Source organism: Campylobacter concisus (genome assembly GCF_902460875.1).
Taxonomy (GTDB): Bacteria; Campylobacterota; Campylobacteria; order Campylobacterales; family Campylobacteraceae; genus Campylobacter_A; species Campylobacter_A concisus_AA.
In genome coordinates this window covers 123,168-146,460 of sequence record NZ_CABPVR010000004.1, presented here as the reverse complement: position 1 = coordinate 146,460, position 23,293 = coordinate 123,168, and the positions used below count along the sequence as shown (strand labels likewise).

General features: G+C 38.4%; 21 protein-coding genes and 1 pseudogene. 15 read left to right on the top strand and 7 right to left on the bottom strand.

The genetic code is table 11. The features are described from left to right. Nucleotides 1-25 precede the first annotated feature (25 nt). The 4 genes from F3H01_RS02445 to F3H01_RS02430 all read right to left on the bottom strand — a co-directional run bounded on the left by F3H01_RS02445 (nucleotide 26) and on the right by F3H01_RS02430 (nucleotide 4,191). A complete protein-coding gene (locus F3H01_RS02445; RefSeq protein ID WP_149724717.1) occupies nucleotides 26-1,384 on the bottom strand; it encodes an MATE family efflux transporter in 1,359 nt (452 codons plus the stop codon). Between the two features lie 77 nt (nucleotides 1,385-1,461). Next, a complete protein-coding gene (locus F3H01_RS02440; protein WP_072595397.1) occupies nucleotides 1,462-2,793 on the bottom strand; it encodes an acetyl-CoA carboxylase biotin carboxylase subunit in 1,332 nt (443 codons plus the stop codon). After that, nucleotides 2,793-3,239, bottom strand: coding sequence for an acetyl-CoA carboxylase biotin carboxyl carrier protein (gene accB / locus F3H01_RS02435; RefSeq protein ID WP_084041901.1), 447 nt, complete (start codon nucleotides 3,237-3,239; stop codon nucleotides 2,793-2,795). The genes F3H01_RS02440 and accB overlap by 1 nt, the downstream gene beginning before the upstream one ends. A gap of 109 nt (nucleotides 3,240-3,348) precedes the next feature. Beyond that, nucleotides 3,349-4,191: a DUF3737 family protein gene (locus F3H01_RS02430; protein WP_103648686.1), complete on the bottom strand. Its 843-nt coding sequence runs from the start codon at nucleotides 4,189-4,191 to the stop codon at nucleotides 3,349-3,351. 118 nt (nucleotides 4,192-4,309) lie between these two features. Between F3H01_RS02430 and dcd the strand changes: the two genes are divergently transcribed. The 9 genes from dcd (at nucleotide 4,310) to F3H01_RS02385 (ending at nucleotide 12,801) form a co-directional block, all read left to right on the top strand. Next, the gene (dcd, locus tag F3H01_RS02425; protein WP_021091674.1) at nucleotides 4,310-4,870 is read left to right on the top strand and encodes a dCTP deaminase; all 561 of its coding nucleotides are present in this window, start codon (nucleotides 4,310-4,312) and stop codon (nucleotides 4,868-4,870) included. Nucleotides 4,871-4,874: 4 nt separating this feature from the next. Beyond that, the gene (locus tag F3H01_RS02420; RefSeq protein ID WP_103648685.1) at nucleotides 4,875-5,462 is read left to right on the top strand and encodes a formyltransferase family protein; all 588 of its coding nucleotides are present in this window, start codon (nucleotides 4,875-4,877) and stop codon (nucleotides 5,460-5,462) included. Nucleotides 5,463-5,643: 181 nt separating this feature from the next. After that, the gene (pseB, locus tag F3H01_RS02415; RefSeq protein ID WP_084041898.1) at nucleotides 5,644-6,639 is read left to right on the top strand and encodes a UDP-N-acetylglucosamine 4,6-dehydratase (inverting); all 996 of its coding nucleotides are present in this window, start codon (nucleotides 5,644-5,646) and stop codon (nucleotides 6,637-6,639) included. Next, on the top strand, nucleotides 6,636-7,748 hold the full coding sequence (gene pseC / locus F3H01_RS02410; RefSeq protein ID WP_149724716.1) for a UDP-4-amino-4,6-dideoxy-N-acetyl-beta-L-altrosamine transaminase: 1,113 nt from the start codon (nucleotides 6,636-6,638) through the stop codon (nucleotides 7,746-7,748). Before pseB ends, pseC begins: the two co-directional genes overlap by 4 nt. A gap of 3 nt (nucleotides 7,749-7,751) precedes the next feature. Next, nucleotides 7,752-8,432: a pseudaminic acid cytidylyltransferase gene (gene pseF / locus F3H01_RS02405; RefSeq protein WP_103648682.1), complete on the top strand. Its 681-nt coding sequence runs from the start codon at nucleotides 7,752-7,754 to the stop codon at nucleotides 8,430-8,432. Further along, a complete protein-coding gene (gene pseG, locus F3H01_RS02400; protein ID WP_103648681.1) occupies nucleotides 8,433-9,305 on the top strand; it encodes a UDP-2,4-diacetamido-2,4,6-trideoxy-beta-L-altropyranose hydrolase in 873 nt (290 codons plus the stop codon). It abuts the gene before it with no gap. Continuing rightward, a complete protein-coding gene (gene pseH / locus F3H01_RS02395; protein WP_103648680.1) occupies nucleotides 9,290-9,748 on the top strand; it encodes a UDP-4-amino-4,6-dideoxy-N-acetyl-beta-L-altrosamine N-acetyltransferase in 459 nt (152 codons plus the stop codon). Before pseG ends, pseH begins: the two co-directional genes overlap by 16 nt. Before the next feature lie 3 nt (nucleotides 9,749-9,751). Then, complete coding sequence (gene pseI / locus F3H01_RS02390; protein ID WP_103648679.1) at nucleotides 9,752-10,783, top strand: pseudaminic acid synthase; 1,032 nt, start codon at nucleotides 9,752-9,754, stop codon at nucleotides 10,781-10,783. Beyond that, a complete protein-coding gene (locus F3H01_RS02385) occupies nucleotides 10,780-12,801 on the top strand; it encodes a motility associated factor glycosyltransferase family protein (RefSeq protein WP_103648678.1) in 2,022 nt (673 codons plus the stop codon). Before pseI ends, F3H01_RS02385 begins: the two co-directional genes overlap by 4 nt. A gap of 279 nt (nucleotides 12,802-13,080) precedes the next feature. Here F3H01_RS02385 and F3H01_RS02380 read toward each other — a convergent pair whose 3' ends face one another. Beyond that, nucleotides 13,081-14,574, bottom strand: coding sequence for a flagellin B (locus F3H01_RS02380; RefSeq protein ID WP_149724715.1), 1,494 nt, complete (start codon nucleotides 14,572-14,574; stop codon nucleotides 13,081-13,083). Nucleotides 14,575-14,762: 188 nt separating this feature from the next. Here F3H01_RS02380 and topA point away from each other — a divergent pair, with 188 nt between their 5' ends. From topA to crcB, 3 genes are all read left to right on the top strand, one after another. Beyond that, nucleotides 14,763-16,880, top strand: a complete 2,118-nt coding sequence (gene topA, locus F3H01_RS02375; protein WP_188116340.1) for a type I DNA topoisomerase — start codon at nucleotides 14,763-14,765, stop codon at nucleotides 16,878-16,880. A gap of 693 nt (nucleotides 16,881-17,573) precedes the next feature. Then, complete coding sequence (locus tag F3H01_RS02365) at nucleotides 17,574-18,413, top strand: biotin synthase (RefSeq protein ID WP_149724713.1); 840 nt, start codon at nucleotides 17,574-17,576, stop codon at nucleotides 18,411-18,413. After that, nucleotides 18,413-18,766, top strand: a complete 354-nt coding sequence (gene crcB, locus F3H01_RS02360) for a fluoride efflux transporter CrcB (protein WP_149724712.1) — start codon at nucleotides 18,413-18,415, stop codon at nucleotides 18,764-18,766. Before F3H01_RS02365 ends, crcB begins: the two co-directional genes overlap by 1 nt. A gap of 411 nt (nucleotides 18,767-19,177) precedes the next feature. Here crcB and F3H01_RS02355 read toward each other — a convergent pair whose 3' ends face one another. Then, nucleotides 19,178-19,660 (bottom strand): hypothetical protein, encoded by a 483-nt coding sequence (locus F3H01_RS02355; protein ID WP_149724711.1) that lies wholly within the window; start codon nucleotides 19,658-19,660, stop codon nucleotides 19,178-19,180. 117 nt (nucleotides 19,661-19,777) lie between these two features. Between F3H01_RS02355 and F3H01_RS02350 the strand changes: the two genes are divergently transcribed. Genes F3H01_RS02350 through F3H01_RS02340 form a run of 3 tightly spaced genes read left to right on the top strand, consistent with a single transcriptional unit; the run spans nucleotide 19,778 to nucleotide 23,024 of the window. Further along, nucleotides 19,778-20,941: a cation:proton antiporter gene (locus tag F3H01_RS02350; protein WP_107770581.1), complete on the top strand. Its 1,164-nt coding sequence runs from the start codon at nucleotides 19,778-19,780 to the stop codon at nucleotides 20,939-20,941. Nucleotides 20,942-20,943: 2 nt separating this feature from the next. Beyond that, nucleotides 20,944-22,221 (top strand): citrate synthase, encoded by a 1,278-nt coding sequence (locus F3H01_RS02345; protein WP_149724710.1) that lies wholly within the window; start codon nucleotides 20,944-20,946, stop codon nucleotides 22,219-22,221. Then, a complete protein-coding gene (locus tag F3H01_RS02340; protein ID WP_149724709.1) occupies nucleotides 22,218-23,024 on the top strand; it encodes a 3'(2'),5'-bisphosphate nucleotidase CysQ family protein in 807 nt (268 codons plus the stop codon). The genes F3H01_RS02345 and F3H01_RS02340 overlap by 4 nt, the downstream gene beginning before the upstream one ends. Nucleotides 23,025-23,027: 3 nt before the next feature. Here the strand turns inward: F3H01_RS02340 and F3H01_RS09150 are convergent. Then, nucleotides 23,028-23,293 (bottom strand): annotated as a pseudogene (locus tag F3H01_RS09150) (class I SAM-dependent methyltransferase); the annotation flags it as partial.

Below are 23,293 nucleotides of genomic sequence, written 5' to 3'. Positions count from 1 at the left end.
CGCTTGTATATTACTAAATTTCTTTTTAAATAGCTTTAAAATTCATCCATGTGCCTTTTAGGTATCTAATCGTAAAAAGCACCGCCTTTACAGCCCAGTCAGCAAACATTGCAAACCAAGTACCTATCATGCCAAGATCAAATGTGAGTGCAAAGACATAGGCCAAGATGACTCTACAAGCAAACATACAAACTAAATTTACAATCATCGGATATTTAGCATCCCCTGCTGCTCGAAAAACGGTTGGATATGTGTAGGCAAGTGGCCAGATAAGACACATAGCGATACCGTGATACCAGACGATCTGCCTTGTTAAATTTATGGCTTCGCTTGAGAGATTATAAACCCTAAGCAGTGGCTCAAGAAGTAGTAAAATCACAGCTGTGCTAAAAAGCTGGACAATATAGATGCTTATCATCGACTTTCTTACGTAAAATTTAGCCTGAGCAAAGTCGTTTGCGCCAACACACCTTGAGATAACCACACTAAGCCCTGTTCCTATCGCCATACCAGGAAGTACTTGAAACATCACGATCGTCCCGCCCACGGCATTTGCAGCGATACTTGCCGTACCAAAGAGAGAAACTAAACTTAAAACAATAATGCGACCCACATAAAACATCGAATTTTCAAAACCATAAGGCACTCCGATATTTAAAATTTTCTTGATGATCTTGTAGTCAAATTTATAGATAAAGCTCTTTCTTATGTGAAGTTTTAGCCTTATATCAAGAAGCAAATAGACTATGACAAAGCAAGCAAGTATCTTGGCTATAAGCGTACTGATGGCGATACCTAAAATGCCTGTATGAAATGTATAAATACTAATGGCAGTTAGAAGTACATTTAATAAATTTGCAGCCGCCATAATATACATAGGTAGCTTTGCGTTTGACATCGTGCGAAAGATCGCCGCAGCTGCTGCATAGACAGCCAAAAATGGTGCAGAAATAGCTGAGAAAACAAGATAGTGACTAGCATCATGCCTTACTTGCTCACCAATATCGCCAAAGACATAATCTAGAATAATATCTTTTAAAACTATGATGACCGCTGCGATAAAAAGGGCAAAGATAAAACTAAACCAAACGAGCTGATTTGCTGTGATTTTGGCGTTGCCACTTTGTTTATTACCAAGATACTGGCTAGCAACCACTGAGCCGCCAGTAGCGATAGCAGTAAATATGCTAATAAATAGCGCCATAACAAATTCCACAAGACTAATCGCACTTACAGCACTTTCGCTAACACTTGCTGCCATTAGCGAGTTTGCAAGCCCTAAGCTATACTCTAAAAACTGCTCAACCGCAATAGGGAAAAATAGCTTCGCAAGATCAGCATTTGAGAAAAATTTTGTATTTTGATCTTTGATTTTGTTTACCATGCTTCCCCTAAGATAAACTTAAAAATTTTAATATATTTAAGCCAAGATCTGCTTTTTGCAAATCCTGACTTAAAAATTTAGTGTCTTGAAAGATAATTTGTATCGTAGTTATTGCTTAAAAAGTCTTTGTTTTCCATCATAGCGATGTGAAAATCTTTTGTTGTTTTTATGCCATTTATTATGAGCTGATCAAGAGCTACTTTCATCTTGTGGATTGCTCTGTTTCTATCAGTGTCCCAAACTACGAGCTTACCGATCATACTGTCGTAATACGGTGGTATAGAGTAGTCTTGATAGATATGGCTATCCATTCTAACATTGCGGCCACCTGGGCAGACATATTTTGTGATCTTTCCAGGACACGGAGTAAAAGTATTTGGATCTTCAGCTGTTATCCTGCACTCAATCGCATGACCTTTTAGCTCAATGCTCTCTTGTGATGGTAGTGCCTCGCCTTCAGCCACTTTTATCATAAGCTCGATGATATCGAGTCCGCTTACCATTTCGCTCACTGTGTGCTCAACTTGAAGTCTTGTATTCATCTCAATGAAGTAAAAGTCTAAATTTTTATCAACCAAAAACTCAAACGTACCAGCCCCCTCGTAGCCGATCGCTTTTGCCGCTTTTATGGCAGTTTCGTGAAGTCTCTCTCTTGTCTTTTCATCAAGCAAAATAGCTGGGCTTTCTTCGATCAGCTTTTGGTGGCGACGTTGCATAGAGCAGTCACGCTCGCCGATGTGAAGCACATTGCCATGGCTATCGCCAATTACTTGAACTTCGATGTGGCGTGGGTTTAGGATATATTTTTCCATATACATTGTTCCATCACCAAATGCACTCATAGCTTCGCTCTCAGCAGACCAAAACGCTTTTTCTAAATCAGCCTCTTTTTCAACCACACGCATACCGCGTCCGCCACCACCTGCAGCAGCTTTTAAAATGACTGGATAGCCTATCTTTTTGGCTAGCTCTTTTGCTGCTTTTGTGTCAGCCACAGCACCGTCTGAGCCAGGTATGACTGGTACACCAGCTCTTTGCATGACTTGCTTTGCCTTACTTTTATCACTCATCAAAGCCATCGCAGCGACACTTGGTCCTATAAATTTGATCTTGTGATGTGAGCAAATTTCAACAAAATTTTGATTTTCGCTTAAAAAGCCATATCCAGGAAAAATAGCGTCTGCTTCGCTGATCTCAGCCGCACTTATGATAGCTGGGATATTTAGATAGCTATCGCTTGAACGCTCTTTGCCGATGCAAATGGCCACGTCGGCATATTTTACGTAAAGTGCGTCTTTATCAGCGGTTGAATAGACTACAACGGCTTCTTTACCCATCTCCTTTATCGTTCGCAAAGCACGAAGAGCGATTTCGCCTCGGTTTGCGATTAAAATTCTTTTTAATTCCATTAATTTTTCTCCACGCCAAATAAAGGCAATCCAAACTCAACTGGCTGTCCGTCAGAGACTAGCATCTCAGTGATCTGGCAGTCAAACTCAGCCTCGATCTCGTTCATGATCTTCATAGCCTCGATGATACCTACTACATCGCCTTTTCTTACTCTTTGGCCTACTTTTACAAACGGAGCAGCGCCTGGGCTTGGAGCGGCATAGAAAGTACCTACCATAGGAGATTTTATGCTATCTTTTGGCGAGTTTGCAGCTGGTTTTACCTCTGAATTAACGACTACATTTACAGGTGCTGGAGCTGGTGCTTGTGCTGCTGGTTTAGCAGGCGCGCAATAATCTGAAAATTTTTCAAGCTCTACCTCAAAATCACCACTTTTTATTTTGATATGATTCATCTCCATATCATTAAAAAATTCGATAAGCTCTTTTATATCTTCTTTTTTCATAGAAATTTCTCCTAAATTTTTATATAAGCGTCTAATTGTAGCGAAAATTAGATAAAAATTTTTTTTATGAAGCAAAAACAACAACTCAAAGTTACTCTTTTTTACTAAGTTATTTTTCAGTAATAATTATCTTAATACCTTTAGTATCAACTAAATTTTCATCGATGATGATCTCGTCTATCTTTGCTACCCTTATTGCGCCACTTTTTGGATTTTTTATGCTTTTTATCGCTCCGCTTATGCTCACATCGACACTTGAATATTCAAACGCAAGACTCGTATCCATAAAAATGCAATCTTTTACGACTAAATTTTCCACGTAACAAAGTGCTTGCAAGCTCTTTATCGTGCAGTTTATAAGCGTCACATTTTTTGAGTTCCAAGCCAGATATTCGCCTGAGATGAGGCAATTTTGCGCGGTCACGTTTTCGCAGTTCCAAAACGCATCTTTTGAGATGAGTTTTGAGTTTGAGATATGGACATTTTTACAACCATCAAAGCAGTAGTTTCCGTCTAAATTTAGCCCATCAATCTCTAAATTTTCACTATTTGCTCCAAAATAATCACCTCTCACAAAAATATTTTTTATCTTCACACCCTCACATCCCCAAAGTGTTTCACTAGCATCTGAGAAATTTACATTTTCTAGCGAAATTTGCGAGCTTTTTCTAAAGCTTTTTGGAGCGTTGATAACCATATCTTTAAAGCTTAAATTTGTACTGTACCACATGCCAGCCCTTGCTAGAGGCTCGAAGTATCCGCCATTTAGCGTGACATCGCTTGCGTACCAAAGTGGGTATTTGTAGGCAAAAACGCACTCATTTAGCTTTAAAATTGAACTATGCTTTAGTGGCGACTCGCCATCTTCAAAGATACAATTTGTGAAATTTACACTTTTTGCCCCAAACATCGCACGCTCGCCAGTAAAAATTTCTGCATTTTTCTCTTGCATTTTTGTCCTTTATTAATTTTTGCTGTTAAAATTATACTAATTTTCATCTAATTTATTCGCTTTATTAAATTTACTTTAAAGATGCAAATCGTTATAATCGCCCAAAAAAGGAGCAAAAATGGGTTTAAAGTCAGATTCTTGGATAAGAAAAATGTCGGTTGAGAAAAATATGATAGTGCCGTTTGCTGAGGAACAAGTGGGTCGTGGCGTCGTTAGTTACGGCGTTTCTAGCTACGGCTACGATATCCGCGTTGGTGATGAGTTTAAAATTTTTACAAACATCGGCGGAACCGTAGTTGATCCTAAAAATTTCGACGAAAAAAACGTGGTCGATTTTAAGGGCGATGTCTGCATAGTGCCACCAAATTCTTTTGCTTTGGCGCGCACGATCGAGTACTTTAACATGCCTGATAATGTTCTAGCGATCTGCCTTGGCAAGAGTACATACGCAAGGTGTGGCATCATCGTAAATGTGACACCTTTTGAGCCGGGATTTAAGGGGCATATCACGATAGAAATTTCAAACACGACGCCACTTCCTGCAAAAATTTATGCGAACGAAGGCATCGCGCAGGTGCTATTTATCGAGGGCGATGAGCCTTGCGAGGTGACTTATGCTGACAAAAACGGCAAATACCAAGCCCAAGAGGGCATCACACTGCCAAGAATTTTGAAGTAGAAAAATGAAAATTTTGTTTCTTAGTGAGGATGAAAAACTAGCTAAATTTTTAGAAGAAGATTCAAATACGCTAGTAAAAACAATAGAAAAAATAGATGAAGAATTTGTGTTAAAAAATAAGATAGATTTTATTGTGAGTTATGGCTATAGATATATTTTGCCTTATGAAGTATTAAGACATTTTTATGGAAGAGCAATTAATTTACATATTTCGCTGTTGCCATATAATAGAGGAGCAGACCCTAATTTCTGGTCTTTTGTAGATGATACGCCAAAAGGTGTTAGTATCCATTATATGGATACTGGGCTAGATACTGGCAAAGTCATAACTCAAAAAAAGATAAGTTTTGATGCATCGAAGGAGAGTTTTGCCACCAGCTATAATACTTTGCAAGTAGAGATTCGGAAATTATTTAAGTCGTGCTGGCAGGAGATTAAGACATTAAAGTCAATTGACAACTCTAGCTGTCAAGCCATTACTAACAATGGTACTTACCATAGGGCAGCGGATAAAGAGAAGTATGTACATCTTTTGGAGGATGGCTGGAATACCAACATTGCATATTTCCTAAATAAAATAAAAAATATTTAAATTTAAAATAATTTTTATAAATCCTAAACAATAACGAAATTTTGACGAAATAGAATCTAGAAAGATAAAAATTTTTTTAATAAATTTTAAAAATTTGGCATAGCTTTTGCTTAAATTTTTATAAAATACAATTTAGATTTAGCTATTTATACCCCAAAAATAGTTAGTAAAGGGTGCAATAATGTTTAATGATAAATCAATACTAATCACCGGCGGAACAGGAAGTTTTGGTAAAAAGTACACCGAAATTTTGTTAAAAAAATACAAGCCAAAAAGGCTAGTTATCTACTCACGCGATGAGCTAAAACAATACGAAATGGCACAAGTCTTTAAAGACAAGGCGATGCGTTTTTTTATAGGCGATGTGAGGGACTATAAGCGCTTAAGAACCGCGATGAACGGTATAGACTACGTCATCCACGCAGCTGCGATGAAACACGTACCAATCGCAGAATATAATCCAATGGAGTGCATCAAAACAAATATTGACGGCGCTCAAAACGTTATCGATGCCTCTTTGGAGTGTGGCGTTAGCAAGGTAATCGCTCTCTCGACTGACAAAGCATGCAACCCTGTAAATTTATACGGAGCTACAAAGCTAGCGAGCGATAAGCTCTTTGTCGCTGCAAATAACATCGTTGGAGACAAAAAAACAAGATTTAGCGTCGTAAGATATGGAAATGTCGTTGGTTCTCGTGGATCAGTCGTGCCGCTCTTTAAAAAGCTGATCGCACAAGGAGAAAAAGAGCTTCCTATAACTCACGAGAAGATGACAAGATTTTGGATCACGCTTGAACAAGGTGTAAATTTCGTCCTTAAAAACTTTGAGAGGATGAAAGGCGGCGAAATTTTCATACCAAAGATCCCGTCAATGACGATGGTCGATCTTGCAAAAGCCCTTGCACCAGACCTTGGCGTCAAGATCATAGGCATTCGCCCAGGAGAAAAGATGCATGAGATGATGATCTCAAGAGACGACGCGCATCTTACATACGAATTTGATGATTACTACGTTATTAGTCCGTCTATCCAGTTTTTAACAGCGCAAGACTTCTCGACAAATGCTCTTCATCAAAAGGGCAAACCAGTTAGCGAGGACTTTGAATATAGCTCAAATACAAATAAAATTTGGCTCGATAGAGCAGGTCTTCTTGAGATGATAGGAGATGCTAAATGATCCCTTACAGCCGCCAGCAGATCACAGAAGAGGATATCAAAGTAGTAGCGGATGCACTAAGGGACGACATCTTAACAGGTGGCCAAAAGGTCAGTAAATTTGAAGAGGAGCTAGCAAGCTATGTTGGCGTAAAGCATGTTGTCGTCATGAACTCAGCCACTTCGGCTCTGCACGTAGCCTATCTAAGCCTAGGCGTAAAGGATGGCGATGAAGTGATCACGACGCCTATAACCTTTGCAGCCACTGCAAATGCGGCTTTGATGGCAGGAGCGCAGGTCAAATTTTGCGATGTAAAAACAAATGGCAATATCGATGAAGAGAAAATTCCAGCTCTTATCACACCAAGAACGAAGGTGATAGCCGCGGTTGATTACGGCGGTAACCCCGTGGAGCTAGATAAGATCATAAATTTAGCCAAAAAATACGGCATAAAAGTGATAGATGACGCCTCTCATGCCCTTGGTAGCGTGCAAAACGGCGTAAAAGTGGGCGTTAAGGCTGATATTAGTATATTTAGCTTTCACCCTGTAAAGCCTATCACCACGCTTGAGGGCGGCGCGCTTGCTACAAACGACAATGAGCTAGCAAGGCTAGCAAGGCTATATAGAAGCCACGGCATCACCAAAACAAAGCTTTGGGATAGCGACATGAGCCTACTTGGATATAACTACAGGATAACAGACGTGGCCTGCGCTTTAGGGCTTAGTCAGCTAAAAAAACTGGACGACTTTATCGCTAAAAGAAACGAAATAGCTAAATTTTATGATGAGAAATTTAGTGGGTGCGAGTATTTTAAAACTATAACAATCCCAGCAAATACAACCAGCTCAAGGCACCTATATCCAGTGCTTTTGGATGAGAAATTTTGGGATAAAAAAGAGCAAATTTTTGAAGCACTCTTGCAAAAGGGCGTTGGCGTGCAGGTGCACTATAAGCCAACATATAAATTTAGCTTTTATAAAGCACTTCTTGGTGAAATTTCACTGCCAAATGCGGAGAAATTTTATAGCTCCGAGCTTAGCCTACCGTGCCACCACGGCATGAGCGTGGGTGATGCCAAATTTGTTGCAAGCACGCTTTTTGACGTGCTAAAAAGCTTTAGCGAGTAAAAAATGATCTGCATAATCCCAGCAAGAGGCGGCAGCAAGAGAATACCTGGCAAAAACATAAAAGACTTCTTAGGCAAGCCTTTGATCGCTTATAGCATCAAGGCTGCGTTAAATTCTAAAGTTTTTAGCGAAGTGATCGTAAGTACCGATGATGAGGCGATAGCAAATGTGGCTAGAGAATTTGGAGCTAGCGTGCCATTTTTTAGAGATGCAAACCTAAGCGATGACTATGCAACCAGCACCGACGTGATAAAAGACGTGATAAGACGCGTAAATTCTAGCTTTAGTGACGTCTGCTGCCTTTATGCTACAGCACCGCTTGTAACGGCTGAAATTTTAAAAGAGGCTGCTGGCGAGTTTAAAAAAGATGAGTGTAAATTTCTATTTTCGGCAACGGCGTTTGATTTTCCTATACAAAGGGCGATAAAGCTTGATGAAAGCGCTAGAGTTAGTATGTTTTATCCGCAGTTTGAAAAGACGCGCTCGCAAGATCTAGAGCCTGCGTTTCATGACGCTGGGGCATTTTACTTTGGCAAAAAAGAGGCTTGGCTGGAGTGTAGCGCTATCTTTGCACCACACTCAAAGGCATATTTATTGCCAAGAAATTTAGTCTGTGACATCGATACGATAGAGGATTTTGAGTTTGCTAAAAAGCTTTATTTGATAAATAATGGAAAGATTTGATTGAAAGAATTTAAAGGACTCTCGCACCTAAAAACGCTCGTGCGTGCTGATAGCAGCAGCAAGATAGGGCATGGGCACATTAGGCGAGACCTTTTGCTTGCTAAAAAATTTAACGACATCTCATTTGCGTCTTTGAGGCTAGATGGTGACATTTTTGATGAGATAAACTACCCTAAATTTAGCTTAATAAGTGACGAGATAGATGAGCTTTGCAAGCCTATAAATGTTAATAAATTTGAACTTCTTATTATTGATCACTACGGCTTTAGCTTTGAAGACGAAAGAGCTATAAAAGAAAAAACTGGCGTTAAAATTTTATCATTTGACGATACTTATGAAAAACATTTTGCAGACTATATTTTAAATGTAAATTTATATGCGCAAAAGGCAAGATATGAGGAGCTGGTAGAAAAAGGCTGCGAGGTCTTTTGCGGAAGCGAGTTTTTGCTAGTTAGAGATGAGTTTTATAAAGAAGCTAGGATAAAACGAGAGAAAATTTACGACTACGCTATTATCCTTGGAGGCACTGATATCTCTGGACTAAGCGCTAAAATATCAGAAAAACTGCTTCTAAAAGGGCTAAAAACAGCCGTCATAACTACAAGTGGAAATAAAAATTTAAGCGCACTAAAAGAGCTATCAAGTAAAAACGAAAATTTTAGCCTCTTTATAGATAGCAAAAGTGTAGCAAAGCTGATGAACGAAGCCAAAATGCTCATCATAACAGCAAGCTCGCTTGTAAATGAGGCTTATGTTTTAGGAGCTAAATTTAAAGCCATTTGCGTAGCGGATAACCAAAAAGAGATCTTTGCTTGGCTCAAAGAAAATGGATATGAAGCTTACTGGGGAGATAAAATTTGCTTGAGCTTATAAATTTTATCTCGCTTAGTGGCGAGCAAAAGTTGATGGTCTTAAAGTGGCGAAACGACGAGCGTATAGCTAAATTTATGAAAAATAAAAGCGTTGGCAAAGCGGAGCATTTTGCTTTTTTAGAGAGATTAAAGAGCATTAAAGATAAGATCTATTTTCTAGTAAAGGACGAAAGCGAATTTATTGGAGTGATAAGCTTTGTTGATATCACAAAGCAAAGCTGTGAATTTGGTGTTTATAAAAATCCGGAGCTAAAAGGTGTGGGCAAAAAGCTGCTTGATCTCATAAAAAGACTACGCTTTTTTACGCTAAAAGTTGGCTCGCTAAAGGCAAAAGCTTATAATAACAATGAAAAAGCACTCGCACTTTATGAAAATTTCGGCTTTAGGATCTACACAAAAGATAATGAATTTAGCTATCTTGAGCTTAAAAATGAAACGGACTAACGGATGAAAATAGGAAATTTTGATACAGAAAAAAAGGTCTTTATAATAGCAGAACTCTCTGCTAATCACAGCGGTAGCCTAAAAACGGCGGTAGATACAATAAAGGCAGCCAAACGTGCTGGAGCTGATGCGATAAAGCTTCAGACATATACACCTGATAGTTTGACTCTAAATTCGTGCCTAGACGACTTCGTCATAAAGGGCGGACTTTGGGATGGGAGAAATTTTTACGAGCTTTACCAAGAGGCATTAACGCCAAGAGAGTGGCATGCTGAGCTTTTTAAAGTGGCAAAAGAGGAAGGGCTTGTCTGCTTTTCAAGTCCATTTTGCAAGGATGACGCCAACTTTTTAGAGCAGCTTAACCCACCAGCTTATAAGATCGCAAGCTTTGAGGTAACGGACTATGATTTTGTAGAGTTTGTAGCCAAAAAAGGCAAGCCCATCATCATCTCAACTGGCATAGCCTATGAAGAAGAGATAAGAGATGTGGTACAAATTTGTAAAAATGCAGATAATAGTGACATCGCCCTTTTAAAATGCACTTCAAGCTACCCAGCACCGCTAAACGGCATGAATTTACAAACGATAGCTGATATGAAAGAGAAATTTGGCGTAGAGGTTGGCTTTTCTGATCACACATTAGGTGTGACAGCTCCAGTTGTTGCGGTTAGTTTGGGTGCTAGGATAATTGAAAAGCATTTTATACTTGATAAAAGCGTAAAGAGCGTTGATAGCGCATTTAGTCTTGATGAGAGCGAATTTGCTCTTATGACAAAATGCGTTAGAGAGGCCGAGGAGCTTTTAGGCAAAGTAAACTACGAGCTAGATGAAAAAGCGGTTTTAAACAGGAGATTTTCACGCTCACTTTATGCAAGCGCAGATATAAAAAAGGGTGAAATTTTTAGCGAGCAAAATATAAGGAGTGTGCGCCCAGGATATGGCTTGCACCCTAAATTTCTAAAAGAGCTGATCGGCAAAAAAGCAAAAAGAGATATAAATTTTAGCGAGAGATTAACAAAGGAGGATTTGATATGAATAATAAAAACGATAAGGCATCTAATAAAAAGGCGAAACCATCTAAAGACAATGTATCAAATATCCAAAATCCTATCTTTCAAAAAAATCTTCAAGCACTTTTTCAACAAGATGAAATTCTAGCAGCCAGGCTTTGGTCTATAACTGGCAATGAAAATTATGAAATTTTTATAGGAAAAGACCCGATTGATATAAATTTAATAAACAAGCATACTTTTAAATATATCTATGAAAATCCTGGAGCAGACATTTTAAAGCTACTTGAAGATATAGAAAGTGACTACAAACGTTATCCGATACTGTTTTTTTATGGACTAGGCAATGGCGTACTCTATAAAGCATTAGCAAAAAATGAAACGCACCAAAAAATAGTAGTTATAGAGCCAGAGATCGAGATCATATATCTTGTTTTAAATGTCATTGATCTATCAAATGAACTAGAAAGTGGGCAAATAATACTTTTTTATTCAAAATTTGCAACCTATACACATTTTTATTATCTGGTTACGGAAGCGAAACTAAACTCATATGCAAAAACCTATGATAATCTTATGATTCATATGCCTTTTTATGATCAATTTGAAGAAGACTACATAAGAATAAACAAAGAGATTACAAGAGCATTTTCTCAAATAGTAGTTGCTCACGGCAATAGCATAGATGATCTTTTATTAGGCACAAGACAAAATTGTGAAAATTTAGTGCCTATGATTAGCAATTACTGCTACACAAGTCTTGTTAAAAAAAGATATGGTCTTATGGATACGGCTATAATTGTATCAACTGGCCCAAGCCTAGATAAACAGCTTAATACACTTAAGAAATTTGCTCCATATGTTAGCATTATAAGCGTTGATGCCTCTTACCCAATCCTTGCAAGGCATGATATCAAGCCTGATTATGTAATGTCGATTGAAAGAATAGAACCAACTTCTAGTTTTTTTGAAAAAAAACATCCAAATATTGATGACAATATACACTTTATCGTTGCCTCAGTTACACACAAGCAAACTATTAAAAATATCTTGCCAAGAAAACTAGTACTAACCATGAGACCTCAACAAGAGGAGTATATGTTTGGCCTAAAAAGATATGGATATTTGGGTGTGGGGCATAGTTGTGCAAACATGGCCTACCAACTAGCCTATGTCTTAGGACATAAAAATATCGTTTTCATAGGACAGGATCTAGCTTTTGGTAAAGATGGAGCAAGCCATGCAAAAGGTCACGCTTTTGCACAAGCGGATGAAAATATATTTGTTAAAGCTTATGGCGGAGAGGGAGAGGTTAAAACAACGTATGTTTGGACTCTATTTAAAAACCAGTTTGAAAATGACATCGCCCAATCAAGCTTAGAGAATATAAAATCATATAACTGTACCGAAGGTGGTGCTAGAATAGAAGGAACTATAGAAAGGCCGTTTTTAGAAGTAATGCATGAGCTTTGCAAAGACAAAGAGATTAAAAAACTGCCTAATATAAAAAAAGATAGTGAAACGACGGTAAATAAAAACCTTTTAAAAGCCTATAAAGTCATACTTGCAAAAATAAAAGCTCAAAGTGAAGTCAAACAACAAATAGAAAAAGTCTTTTTAGAAGTAGTGCCTAGTATAGATAAGTTACTTGAGCTTAACAAAGAAAACAAAATAGCAAAAAAGCACTTTAGCGAACTTCTTAAAATAACAAAAAAAATAGATAAGCTAAAAGATGTAATTGCAAAACGTAATTATCAAAAATATGTAGATAATATATTGCAAATTTCAGTCTACTATCAAGAACTTGAGCTTGCAAAAATTTCTGTAGCACCAAGTGACACAACCATCCAAAAGACTAACAAACTTCTTATGTGGGTAAATATGCACAAATACTGGATGTTCTCTGCAGCTGGAGGTCTAAATGCTGATATTGAAGTTACTAAAAAAGCTTCAAAAACTCTTGTTGCTGAGCTTAAAAAAAGAAAAATAATAACTAAAAACGAGATAGAAAATGCGAAAGAAAATTTTATACTGAGTATATAAACCAACTTGTAAGTAAAATTATTTTACTTACAAGTTGGTTTACTAGTTTTAGTAAGTCTCTATCATGTTTAAAACCCTAGATCAAAGAAGATAAAATAGATACATTAATTATATTATTTTAGTATATAAAACCCCAAAGCTTAGCTTTGGGGCGTGGGTTTGCGTATTGTAAAAGCATTAACACTCTAAGGCTTTGACTACAACAAAGCCTCACTAAAACCTTAATTAACTACTGTAGTAGCTTCATTACGTTTTCGAGGAAACTTCACTCAGCTCCTACTATTGTAGAAGCTTCATTACGTTTTGTTGTACGCTGTTTGCTTGACTCATAGCATAAGCACCTGATTGAGCTAGTATGTTATGTTTTGAGAAGTTAGCAGACTCGCTAGCAAAGTCAACATCTCTAATTTGAGATTCTGCTGATTTTACGTTAACTTGAGTTACAGTAATGTTATTAACTGTAGCTTGAAGTTGGTTTTGAACTGAACCAAGATCTGAACGAATTTGATCTAGTGTTTTTTGAGCAGACTCAGCAATACTCATAACAGCCATCGCACCGCGAAGTGTCATAACGCCAGCAGATTGAGGTTTTGTTAAAGCTGTACTCATTCTTTGGAAACCCATAGCAGTTGCTAGGTTTTTATCTATTTGACCCCTTACATCTCTTAGAGACACTGATTGTTGAGCACCACCATCAGTAGAGAATGCTACTGATAGTTTAAATGTAGCCTCTGCAGACATCTTTATGTCTCTACCATCAAGACGAACCAAATTTAGTCTTCCAACAAAGCCTTTTGTTAAATTGTTACCTTTTCCGCCAAGTCCTTTATCAATGTCTGTACCAGTTGCAACTATAGCACGACCATCACGACTTGTTAGTACCATTTTACCTGTTTCAGCATCAACAGAAGCTTCAACGCCAGTTTGATCTTTTACAGAATTTATAGCATTTACAAGTGCACCATTTGAATCATTTGCTTTAACTTCTAGGTCGCCGATTTTAACACCATTAATCGTTAAAGATTTAATTAAACCGCCAGCGATAGCAGCACTTGCTTTCCAAGTAACATCAGCTGTAGCTCTAACACCAGTTCTATCAGCAACTTTGTTGATATTCTCAGCAAGAGCACCAAGACCTTCACCGATGCCTGTTCCAACAGTAGCAGCTGTAACACCAACATCATTTACACCATCAACGTTTAAGAATTTAAGATTTATTTTACCCATTGCGGTAAGTAATTTTGAACTCTCAAAACGTGTAAGGCCTATCTTATCAGACGTAGTCGCACCAATACTTGCTTTAACAGTTTGGTTTGAGTAAGCACCTATTTGGAATTCTTTATTAGAGAATGTTCCGTTTAGTAGTTGCTGACCGTTAAATGAAGTAGTGTTACCGATATTGTCAAGCTCTTCCATTAGACGAACGATATCAGCTTGCAATGCTTGGCGTGATTGAGTTGTTTGGCCGTCTTGAGCTGATTGAGTAGCTTTTGTCTTGATAGTATCAAGAATTTTTAGCTGCTCGTCCATAGCTTTATCGGCAACTTGAATGATACCAATAGCATCATTACCGTTTGCAATAGCTTGACCTAAAGCTGAAGCTTGACTTCTTAAGCTATCTGCAATAGATAGACCTGAAGCATCGTCTGCAGCTGTTTGAATCCTAAGACCTGAGCTAAGTTTGTTAAGTGACTTAGATAGGTCAGTGTTGTTGCTAACTGCGTTAGCGTGTGTGTTAAGTGCGTTTACGTTTGTGTTAATACGAAAACTCATTGTAAATCCTTTTAATTTTTTAGTTACGACTTCTTGTCGCACAAAAACTATATCGTGAAATTTTCTAAAAACTTTATAGGCATGAATGAAAAAATTTTTAAAAAATTAATATGGATTTGATTTTTTATGCCTTGATACTTTAAAAATTATTTTTGCTACAATTACGCCAAAAAAATTAAAGGCTATATATAATGAAAAGCTTAATCATCGTGGAATCTCCCGCAAAAGCAAAGACTATCAAAAATTTTCTAGATAAAAGCTACAACGTCATCGCCTCAAAAGGCCATATCAGAGACCTGCCAAAAACAAGCTTTGGTATCAAGATAGAAGATAGCAAATTTACCCCAGAGTATCGCATCAGCAGTGATCACTCCGCCATCGTAAAAGAGATAAAAGAACTTGCCAAGGGCGCAGATGAAATTTACCTCGCAACCGATGAGGATAGAGAGGGTGAGGCGATCGCGTTTCACATCGCAAACGCTATCGGCAAGGAGCCAACCAGCCTGCCTCGCATCGTCTTTCACGAGATCACAAAAAGCGCCATACAAAACGCTCTAAAAAGCCCAAGACACGTCGATATGAATAGCGTCAATGCCCAGCAAACAAGGCGTTTGCTCGACCGCATAGTTGGCTACAAGTTAAGTCCGCTTTTAAATTTAAAGATACAAAAAGGCTTAAGCGCTGGCCGTGTGCAAAGTGCAGCACTAAAAATAATAGTCGACCGTGAGCGTGAAATTCAGGCATTTAAGCCAGTTGAATACTACACCATTGACACCGTTTTTAAAAAAGACCTAGACGCCGAGCTAATTAAATTTGAAAACCAAAAGATCGAAAAGCTCACTATCCAAAATCCAGACCGTGCAAAATATATCATCGAAAATTTACAAAATGAGAAATTTAGTGTCCGTGAGATCGAGAGCAAGGATAGAAAGATCCAGCCAAGCCCGCCATTTATGACTTCAACACTTCAGCAAAGTGCGAGCAACCGCCTTGGCTTTAGCCCTAAAAAGACGATGATGATAGCGCAAAGCCTCTATGAAGGAGTACAAACTCACGAAGGTTTCATGGGTGCGATCACTTATATGAGAACAGATAGCTTAAATTTAGCCAAAGAGGCCGTCGCAGCCGCTAGAGAGTACATCCTTCAAAACTACGGCAAAGAGTATCTGCCGGCCAAAGCGATAAGCTACACGACAAGCTCAAAAGGCGCGCAAGAAGCCCACGAAGCGATCCGCCCTACAAATTTAAACTTCACACCACAAATAGCGGCTAAATTTCTAGAAAAGGATGCGCTAAAACTCTACACGCTCATCTACAATAGATTTTTAGCCTGCCAAATGAGCGCATGTGTGAGCCAAACGCAAAATGTCTATGTCGCAAGCGAGAAAGGCGAGTTTAAGATAAGTGGCAGAAAAGTGCTATTTGACGGCTTTTATAAGGTTTATGGCGAGCTTGATAAAGATAAAATTTTGCCAAATTTAAAAAAAGGCGACGAGATGAGTTTGCAGAGCATAAAAAGCACGCAAAATTTCACCGAGCCACCGGCTAGATACTCTGAAGCTGGACTTGTTAAGAAGTTAGAGAGTCTAGGCATCGGCCGCCCAAGTACCTACGCACCGACTATCACACTGCTAACTTCAAGAGACTACGTGAGAGTCGAGAAAAAGCAGCTCATACCAAACGAGATCGCATTTAGCATGATAGGCGTTTTGGAGGAGCACTTTAGCAATATCGTTGATAGCGAATTTACCTCACATCTTGAAGAAAAGCTCGATGAAATCGCACTTGACAAGGCCGACTGGCAAAAGGTGTTAAGCGACTTTTACTATCCATTTATGGAAAAAATTAGCGCTGGCAAAACTGGCATAAAAAGCCTAAAAACAGCCACTCCGATTGGCGAGAAGTGCCCAGAGTGCGAAAGTGAGCTAGTGCTTAGAAAGGGCAGATACGGCGAATTTATCGCTTGCTCAAATTTCCCAAAATGCAAATACTCAAGAAACATCACAAAAGATAATGAAAAGAGCGCAGAGGCCGGCACTACTGCGGCAGCTAAGCCAAAACGTGAGCTTAAAAAGCTTGATGTGCCATGTCCAAAATGTGGCGGCGAGATCGTCGAGAGATTTAGTAGGCGCGGTAAATTTTATGGATGTGCCAACTATCCAAAATGCGACTTCATCTCAAACTACGAGCCAGTTGAGCAAAAATGCGACGAATGTGGCGGCGATATGATTAAAAAAGAGCTTAAAAAAGGTACATTTATAGAGTGCACAAAATGTAAGAAAAAGACCCTTATCTCTGAAAACTAAAAACTTCTAGCCAAATTTGAGCCCTTGAGCCTAAATTTGGCTTTTATAAATTTGGAATTTAAATGCCTGACACCACCACTAAGCTTAGCTAGCATAAAAGGGCAAAAACCTCGTCACCAACTACACTCGGTTAGAGGGCAGCTTCACACAGTAGCACCCACTTTTTGGACTTTTTGGCGAGCTTAGCGCTTTGCCAAATTTAAAAACTGGTCTTTTAAAAAAGAGAGCGGAAATTTATAAGAAAAAGTAATGTCATAAAATTTAAGCTTTTCGCATAGTTTTTAATAAGTTTATATCGTGGAGCAATTTTAAAATTTCACTCACTTGCAAGAATTGACTGCTAAAATTTAGCTTCGCTTACCGCTTAACTCAAATTTTAGAGCCGAAATTACTCGTTCTTGAAATTTTAAAATTTACTTGACACTTGCTATATATACGAACGCATGCAGTGCAAAATCGCTATCACATGCACTTCTAACGTGCAAAGAGCTTAGATGATTTAAAGGGGGATAAGGGGACGACTTTGCTTCGTTAGCTCACAGCTACAAGCAAACCGTAACTCAAGCCCATTTATCTCCCTTTGAATAAAAATAATTTTATACATTTCATCAAACTATTTTTGCAAATTTATAAACCATCCTACTTAAATTTTAAACCTATCAAAGCTATAATACGCCCCAAAAAGGATGAAAAATGAAAACAATTATGCTCTGTGCGATATGCTCAGTCACTCAAGGAAACTGCGCCGAGGACTGCGCTTATTGCACGCAAAGTGCCAAAGCTGGCGCTGATATCACGAAATTTAAAGAAAAAAGCGTGCAGCAGGTGGTGGACGAAGCCAAAATGGCTTATAAAAACCACGCTCTTGGCTTTTGTTTAGTCACAAGTGGTGCTAGGCTGAATGACAAAAAGACCGACTATATCGCATCTTTAGCAAGAGCCGTGAGCAAAGAAGTGCCAAATTTGATGCTCATCGCATGTAACGGCATGGCAACCTACGAGCAGCTTAGTGAGCTTAAAAAAGCTGGCATTTTTAGCTACAACCACAACCTTGAAACAAGCCGAGAATTTTTCCCAAAAATTTGTAAAACGCACACTTGGGACGAGAGATATCAGACAAATTTAGATGCAAAAAGAGCAGGTCTTATGCTTTGCACTGGTGGTATTTACGGCGTTGACGAGAGCGAAGCTGATAGGGTGAGCTTTAGAGCTAGTTTAAAAGAGCTTGAGCCGTTTTCGTCACCGATAAATTTTTTCATTAAAAATGAAGCGCTGAGTCTTGATCTGCCTCCTCTTAGTGCGGATGAAGCCCTAAAGATCGTACGTGACACCAAAAGTGCTCTACCAGAAACTAGAGTCATGATAGCTGGCGGTAGGGAGAAAATTTTAGGCGAGAGACAATACGAGATCTTTGAAAATGGTGCCGATGCAATCGTGATAGGCGACTACCTCACCGCAAAAGGCGAGAAAGCTAGCAAGGATATCGAGGAGCTTACTAAGCGTGGTTTTAGCTTCGCTAGTATCTGCCACTAATGCTTGCAAATTTACTTTTTGCAGGGCTTGGAGGCTTTATAGGAGCTGGATGCCGGTTTTTAGCTGGTGAGCTCCTAAAATTTAGCCACTTTCCGCTAACCATACTTGGCGTAAATGTGCTTGGCAGCTTCATTATCGGCATTTTGTTTTGTCTAAATTTAAGCCAAAGTGCGAGAGTATTTTTGGTCGTTGGTGTACTTGGCGGATTTACAACATTTTCAAGCTTTAGCCTTGATAGTGTGAAATTTTTACTAGAAGGCGAGCTGGTAAAAGGCTTTTTAAATATCTTTTTAAACCTTGTCCTTTGCCTGATCGCAAGCTTTTTTGGTATTTTGCTTGGCAAGAGTTTGTGAGGTTTTTAAGGCGTGTAGTAAAATAGCTTTGTTTGTGCCATTTTACAAATTTTAAAACTTTACTAGCTTGCCCTAGTAGACTACTAGATTTAGGCTTCACTTCGTTTAGCACTAAATTTAGAGCCGTGATATGCTCGCTCATAAATTTTAAATTTGATAGGGTTTTAACTGCATTCAGTGCGCCAGCACTATTGCATGCACTTTGAGCGTGTTAAGGGATTGGGGGATATAAAGGGGGCGACTTCGTGTCTGCCATGCAGTTGCGAGCTTGCGAAGCAAAATTCAAGCCCCTTTGCCCCACCTTAAGTAAATTTCATCAATCTATGTGCAAATTTTAAATTTCATTCACTCGCAAGAATTGACTACTAAAATTTGCTGACGCTCGCCCGATATAAAACCACATCCACCTTTCTATCTAGCTTCTACCTTTGGCATCTGAAGCATAAAATTTCTAGCTTCACTTAAAAGTACAGGCTTAAGCCCATCTACCAGAGTTTTTGGATCATAAATTCTTTCATATGAAAGTATTAAGACTCCATCTTTTTTAAGTAAAAAGTGGATTATTTCTATATTTTTACTGCTAGTTTCATCTTTTATGAGAGCTAAAATTTGATCATTCTCTTCACTATAAAGCACCTCTTTAGCCTCTTTTATCTTTCTTTTTAGCTCAGCAAGCATACTTTCACTTTTTATATTTTTGTCAAATTTCACTCTAAAGCTTACAAAATGCTCATCAAAATTTTCATTTTTTAAAAAGTAAAAGCTCTCATCTTTGGCTGTATTTTTCTTATAAAAAACGCTTCCATCAAATTTAAAACTTTGAACCAAACTTAGCTCGTCTGCAAAGCCAAAAATTCCAAAAAACATCAAGACAAAAAATAGAAATTTATGCATAAATTTGCACTCCAAATTTTTAAAAATTTGTCGCCATTTTGCCTAAAAATCGCTTAGCTTAATCAAAAAATAACAAAGCTTTTTATACAATCAAACATTTTTATTTTAAGGATCTTTTTGCAGTTACATCAAGCTAGCGAGCTTAGCATTCTTGTCGTTTTGGCATTTATCGTCTTTGCTTCGCCTTATATTTCTAAAATTTTACGCATTCCTGTCGCTCCTGCTGAGATAATACTTGGAGCACTAGCTAGCTACATCGGACTTGTCGGCGAGAATGAGATGTTTAAGCTAATTAGCGAAGTTGGCTTTTTCTTTTTGATGTTTCTAGCTGGCATGGAGATCGATCTTAGAATGCTTATAAACATTGACCGTAAAATTTTACGCCTGGGGCTTATCTATCTTGCGCTCATTTACTCGCTAGCAACTGCACTTACATTTAGTTTTGATCTTAGTTTGCTCTATATCATCATTATCCCGATAATGGCCGTTGGCATGATATTTACGCTATTTAAAGAGTATGGTAGAGATGTAAAATGGCTAAATTTAAGCATGCTTATTGCAACTATTGGTGAGCTTATAAGCATTACGCTTTTGACATTTATAGCAGCCTATTTGCAGTTTGGAGCTAGTATAAATTTATGGCTAACGATTGGCTATTTGATCTTATTTTTGGCCATCAGCGTACTTAGCTTTAAAATTTTAGATGTGCTTTTTTGGTGGTATCCTGGGCTTAAAGTGATCCTTATGCCACACTACGATAAGGACGAAAAAGATATTAGGCTAAGCATTGCTGTATTTTTTTCGATGATTGCACTTATGCTTTATTTAAATTTAGAGGTCGCCTTTGGCGCGTTTATCGCAGGTATGTTTATAACGACATTTTTTGATCATAAAAAAGACTTACCACACAAGCTTTCAAGCTTTGGATTTGGATTTTTGGTGCCGATATTTTTTATACACATAGGCTCAACCTTCAAGCTCTCAAGCCTAAGCTCAAATGAAGTGATAAAAGATGCTATTTTTATATTTTGTGCGATGCTTGCCACAAGGCTTTTTTCAAGTGTGTTATTTGTAGGAAAATTAGGCTTTAAGGGGATATTTTTGTTTTCTCTCTCACAATCCATGCCGCTAACACTTCTAGTAGCAGTTGCTACTATCGCACACAGATCAGGTGAGATAAGTGATTATTCTTACTCATCTTTTATCCTAGCAAGCCTGGCTCAAGCTATAATAGGGACAATAATTATAAAATTTCTAATGCAATCAAGAAGTAAGGAGTAAAAATGTCATCAAATACAGCTACGCTAACTGATAACAGAACTGGCAAGAGTTACGAGTTTCCTATACTAAAAGGCACTATGGGGCCTGATGTGATAGACATTTCGACATTTTTTAGTGATACTGGAATGTTTACTTTTGACAGAGGTTATACTTCAACTGCGATGTGTCGCTCAGCGATAACTTATATAGACGGCTTAAAAGGCGAGCTAATGTATAGAGGTTATGATATCGCGTATTTGGCTGAAAATAAGACATTTTTAGACGTGGCATATTTACTCTTAAACAAAGAGCTTCCAACAAATGATCAGTATATAAATTTTAAAACCGAGCTTAAAAAAAGAAGCTTTATACATGAAGGCATGATGAAGCTATTTGACGCATTTCCAGATAAAGCGCACCCTATGGCGATCTTGCAAGCAGCGGTATCAGCGCTAAGTGCCTTTTACTCAGATCACCTAAATATGGACAAGCCTGAAGAGTATCACGAGATGGCTATGCGTATCATCGCCAAGATCCCAACGATAGCGGCCTTTAGCTACCGCTACTCACGCGGCCTTCCTATCATCTATCCAAATTTAGATCGTGGCTTTACTGAAAATTTTCTCTACATGATGAGGGGCTATCCATACGAGCACGTCGATCTTAAGCCTATCGAGATAAAGGCGCTTGATACGGTCTTTATGCTCCACGCTGACCACGAGCAAAACGCCTCAACGACTACCGTTAGGACAGTTGGCTCTACGCACGCGCACCCATACGCATGTATAAGTGCAGGTATCGGCGCACTTTGGGGCTGGGCTCATGGTGGGGCAAACGAGGGTGTCATCCGCCAGCTTGAAGAGATCGGCTCGGTCGCAAATGTCGATAGATACATCGCTAGAGCAAAGGATAAGAACGATCCATTTAGACTAATGGGCTTTGGTCACAGGGTCTATAAAAACTTCGATCCGCGCGCAAAGGTGCTTAAAAAGATGAGGGATCAACTCATGGATGAGATCGGCATTAGCTCAGAGCTCATAAAGATCGCCAACCGCATCGAAGAGATCGCGCTAAATGACGACTACTTTGTAAGTAGAAATTTATATCCAAATGTTGATTTTCACTCAGGGCTCATCTTAAAAGCACTTGGCATACCAAACAATATGTTTGCCGTTATCTTTGTGATCGGCAGGACGCCAGGCTGGATCAGCCAGTGGATCGAGCTAAAAGAGCAAGATACGATAAAGATCGTCCGCCCAAGGCAGCTTTATGTTGGAGAGACAAACAGAACACCAAAATGAGCGAGCTTCTAAATTTAGCTAAAAAAGCAGCCGTTAATGCTGGAGCGCAAATAATGAAATTTTACTCTGCAGATAATACGGCTCTTAAAGTCTGCCTAAAAGATGACAGCTCGCCACTAACTAGCGCTGATCTAGCCGCAAATGAAACAATACTAAAAGTTCTAAGTGAAAGCGGGATAAAAATTTGCTCTGAAGAGAGCATCTTGCAAGAAAGCGATAAAGATGAGTTTTGGCTAGTTGATCCCCTTGATGGCACGAAAGAATTTCTAGCTAGAAACGGCGAATTTTGCGTTTGCATAGCGCTTATAAAAAAAGCTAGACCGGTGCTTGGCGTGATATTTATCCCAGTTAGCAAAGAGCTTTTTTATGCTGATGAAAATGGCGCTTTTAAAGAAATTTTAGGTGACAATAATGAAATCATAAAGAGGATCGATCTAAACAAAAAAGATAAAAATTTAGACAATCTAATCTTTTCAAGTAGAAGAGGCGACGCCAAAGAGATAGAATTTATAGGGCAGAGCCTAAATTTTGAGCAAAGATGCATCGGATCTGCCATAAAATTTTGTCGTTTGGTTGAATTTGGTGGAGCTTATTTGAGATTTGCCCCAAGCTACCTTTGGGACAATGCAGCAGGAGAAGCGCTCGTAAATTTTTGTGGTGGAAAAGTATTTGACGCTAATAGCAGCAAAGAGATGAGCTACGAGCTTGCTGATTTAAAAAGTCCATTTTTCATAGCTCTCTCAAAAAATACACTAAATCTAAAAGATAAAATCACACAACTATATAAGCAAAGTAAAATTTAAACCTTAAATTTCTTCTAGTAGATAAAGCAGACTAGCTATTTTTGCTGTACCTAGCACGTAGCTCATTATATTTGCTGCGACCTTGTCTTTTTTAAGCACTTTGCCATTTATGTCAAATATATCTTCGTTGTTCTCTTTGATAAATTTTAAGGTTTTTGCTGCGATATCTTCTAAGCTATTTTTACCATCAAGCAATAAAAGTATGTAATAATCGATATTGTTAAGCTTCCTTGAGATGCTAAATTTATTAGCAAAAACAACATCGGCAT